Origin of the sequence: Mycobacterium sp. NAZ190054, assembly GCF_001545925.1 — a bacterium.
Classification (GTDB): Bacteria; Actinomycetota; Actinomycetes; order Mycobacteriales; family Mycobacteriaceae; genus Mycobacterium.
This window is the reverse complement of sequence record NZ_LMVQ01000361.1, coordinates 1-2,859: the sequence shown is the minus strand read 5'-3', so window position 1 is coordinate 2,859 and position 2,859 is coordinate 1. Positions and strand designations below refer to the sequence as shown.

Sequence of the window (2,859 nt, the reverse complement as noted above, 5' to 3'; positions counted from 1 at the left end):
CGCCGATCTGCAGCGGCAGCACCAGGTTGGCGAACCCGAACACGATCGGTGTCGCGTAGAACAGCAGCATTACCGTGCCGTGCATGGTGAACAGCTGGTTGAACTGCTCGTTGGACAGGAACTGCAGACCGGGCGCGGCCAGCTCGGTGCGCATGAACAGCGCCATCAGGCCACCGATCAGGAAGAACGCGAAGCACGCGACGCAGTACATGATGCCGATCAGCTTGTGATCGGTGGTGGTGATCAGTTTGTAGATCAGGTTGCCCTTGGGCCCCAGCCGTGCCGGGAACGGCCGCCGGGCCTCGAGTTCTCCGATTGGGGGCGCTTCCGCTACCAACTGGTCCTCCAACCTTCCGTATCGCTGACCGGTAATACCGGATCGAACAGTCGGCGGGGCCGACGATTCGTATGAATCCTAACCTCCCTGACCGACCGGGGTCGGGGTGGTCCTACAAACCGTCGTAATAGGCCGGGCACCGTGCGGGGGACGCGCCCTGACCAGCCGGGCGACAGCCGGATGTTAACGTCGGCCCGTGCTGATCACGGGAGCGCGGGCGGGTCGCTGGATCTCCCGGTCGGCGGGTCTGACCGCCGTCGGCACCGCGGTCGTGGTGTTCGCGCTCAACGGCTGCGGCTCCTCCGGGGACGCCCCGGCCGACGGCCCCGGGCCGGCCGCGATCACCACCAGCGTGACCCGCATCGCGAGCGCGGGCGTACTCGGTAACGACCGCAGACCCGACGAGTCGTGCGCGCCCGAACCGGCGCGGCTCGACGAGGGACCGCCGGAGCGGGAGGTGCGCAACGCGACGGCGCACGGCGTCTCTCCCCCGATTCCGGAGGTCACCACGGTCCCCGCGGACCCGCAGCGCATCGTCGTGCTCTCCGGCGACCATCTCGACGCGTTGTGCGCGCTCGGGCTGCAGTCCCGCATCGTGGCCGCCGCGCTGCCCGACGGCTCCGAGACGCAGCCGGCCTACCTCGGCACGGTGATCCACGAGCTGCCCGGCGCCGGGAGCCGCAGCGATCCCGATCTCGACGCGATCCGGGCAGCCGACCCGGATCTGATCCTCGGGACGGTGGGGCCGACGGCCGGGGAACACCCCGAGCTCTCCGAGATCGCGCCGACCGTCTTCACCGGCCCTTCGGGCGCGGCGTGGAAGGACACGCTGCGCGCCGTCGGGGCGGCCACCGGCCGCGCGGACGCCGCGAACGGCGTGATCGAGGACTTCGACCGCCAAGCCGACAGAACCGGACAGGACAACGACGCCACCCACTTTCAGGCGTCGGTGGTGCAGTTCACCGACACCACCATGAGAGTGTTCGGCCCCGACAGCTTCCCCGGCAGCGTGCTGGCCGACGTCGGGGTGGATCGCCCGGCCGCCCAGCGGTTCACCGACAAGCCCTACGTCGAGGTCGGCATCTCGGACGAGGATCTGGGCGATTCGCCGGACTTCTCGATCGCCGACGGCGACATCGTCTATGTGTCGTTCGCCACGGCTGAAGCCCGCCAACGCGCCCCCGAAGTGCTCGAGAGCGACGCATGGCGGCGCCTGTCGGCCAACCGTGACGACCGCGTCTTCGCGGTGAACAACGAGGTGTGGCACACCGGGCAGGGCGTCGTGGCCGCCCGCGGAATGCTCGCCGACCTACGATGGGTCAACGCCCCCATCAACTGATCGCACCGGCTGTTGCGGGATTAACCCGCCGGCTCGCGCGGTTGGACAGCAGTCGGCCGCACCGTCGCGGCAGTTCTTCCGCGTCCACGACGCCCGCGGGTGCGGTGAACCAACAATCGATGAGACACGAGGTATTGATGAGCACTGTTTCCGCGTACGCAGCCACGTCCGCCGACGCCCCGCTGACCAGGACGACCATCACGCGTCGCGCCGTCGGACCGCACGACGTGGCGTTCGACATCCACTTCGCCGGCATCTGCCACTCCGACATCCACACCGTGCGCGGCGAGTGGGGGCTGCCCGAGTACCCGATCGTGCCGGGACATGAAATCGCCGGAGTCGTCACCGAGATCGGTTCCGAGGTAACCAAATTCAAGGTCGGCGACCGAGTCGGTGTCGGCTGTTTCGTCGACTCCTGCCGCGAGTGTGAGGCGTGCCGCGCCGGTGAGGAGCAGTACTGCACCGGCAGCGGGATGGTCGGCACGTACAACGCGGTGGGCCGGGACGGCGAGCGCACGCAGGGCGGCTACGCCGGCGCGATCGTCGTCGACGAGAACTACGTGCTGACCATTCCCGACGCCATCCCGCTGGACAAGGCCGCGCCGCTGCTGTGTGCGGGCATCACCACGTATTCGCCGCTGCACCACTGGAATGCCGGCCCCGGCAAGAACGTCGCGGTGATCGGCCTGGGCGGGCTCGGACATCTGGCGGTCAAGCTCGCCGCCGCGATGGGCGCCGAGGTGACGGTGCTGAGCCAGTCGCTGAAGAAGATGGAGGACGGTCTGCGGCTCGGCGCCGCCGACTACCGCGCCACCAGTGACCGCGACACCTTCAAGGAGCTGCGGGGCAAGTTCGACCTGATCCTCAACACCGTCTCGGCCAACCTGCAGCTGGAGGACTACCTCAAGCTGCTCAAGCTGGACGGCACGCTGGTCGAGCTCGGCATGCCCGAACACCCGATGCAGGTGCCGGCCGGCGCGCTCGTCTTCGGGCGGCGCAGCCTCGCCGGTTCGCTGATCGGCGGGATCGCCGAAACCCAGGAGATGCTCGACTTCTGCGCCGGTTTCCAGGAAGGCGGCGAAGTCGTCCCGCACCCGGGTCTCGGGGCGTAACCGCAGCACCTCGATGTCCAGCACGAAAAGGCCGGTGTCGTCCAGGCGGCGCCGGGTCTCGCGGATGGTCG

At 68.9% G+C, this 2,859-nt stretch carries 2 protein-coding genes and 1 pseudogene; 2 read left to right on the top strand and 1 reads right to left on the bottom strand.

The window, feature by feature from the left end; all coding sequences use genetic code 11:
* On the bottom strand, positions 1-337 hold a 337-nt coding region (locus ASJ79_RS21695), incomplete at its 3' end, for a cbb3-type cytochrome c oxidase subunit I (RefSeq protein ID WP_197420321.1).
* 196 nt (positions 338-533) lie between these two features.
* On the opposite strand from ASJ79_RS21695, the gene ASJ79_RS21690 reads away from it, so the two are divergent.
* A complete protein-coding gene (locus tag ASJ79_RS21690) occupies positions 534-1,676 on the top strand; it encodes an iron-siderophore ABC transporter substrate-binding protein (RefSeq protein WP_067959752.1) in 1,143 nt (380 codons plus the stop codon).
* Between the two features lie 137 nt (positions 1,677-1,813).
* Positions 1,814-2,737 (top strand): annotated as a pseudogene (locus tag ASJ79_RS21685) (NAD(P)-dependent alcohol dehydrogenase); the annotation flags it as partial.
* Positions 2,738-2,859 lie beyond the last annotated feature (122 nt).